1 protein-coding gene is annotated in these 352 nt (G+C 30.7%); it reads left to right on the plus strand.

All coding sequences use genetic code 11. From position 1 onward, the window contains the following. On the plus strand, positions 1-352 hold a 352-nt coding region (locus OM075_RS25865; RefSeq protein WP_301193420.1), incomplete at both ends, for an IS982 family transposase.

Genomic DNA, 352 nt, shown 5'->3' on the forward strand with positions numbered 1-352 from the left:
GTTTAGGCAGTTGTACTGGAATCTCTTATGTGGATTCTACACCTATTCGTGTATGTAAGAATAAGCGAATACCTAGACATAAAGTTTTTGATGGTTTAGCTCAACGAGGTAAATCAACTATGGGATACTTTTTTGGATTTAAACTTCATTTTATTATTAATGAAAAGGGCGAAATATTAAACTTTATTATTACTCCAGGGAATACAGATGATAGAGAACCTCTTAAAAACCAAAATTTTATTGAGAAAATAAAAGGTAAACTTTATGCAGACAAAGGATATATTTCCCAAAAACTCACTGAAGTACTTTTTGTCGATGGACTTCACCTCATTACCTATATTCGAAATAATAT

Source organism: Plebeiibacterium sediminum (assembly GCF_026013605.1).
GTDB classification, from domain to species: Bacteria; Bacteroidota; Bacteroidia; order Bacteroidales; family Marinilabiliaceae; genus Saccharicrinis; species Saccharicrinis sediminus.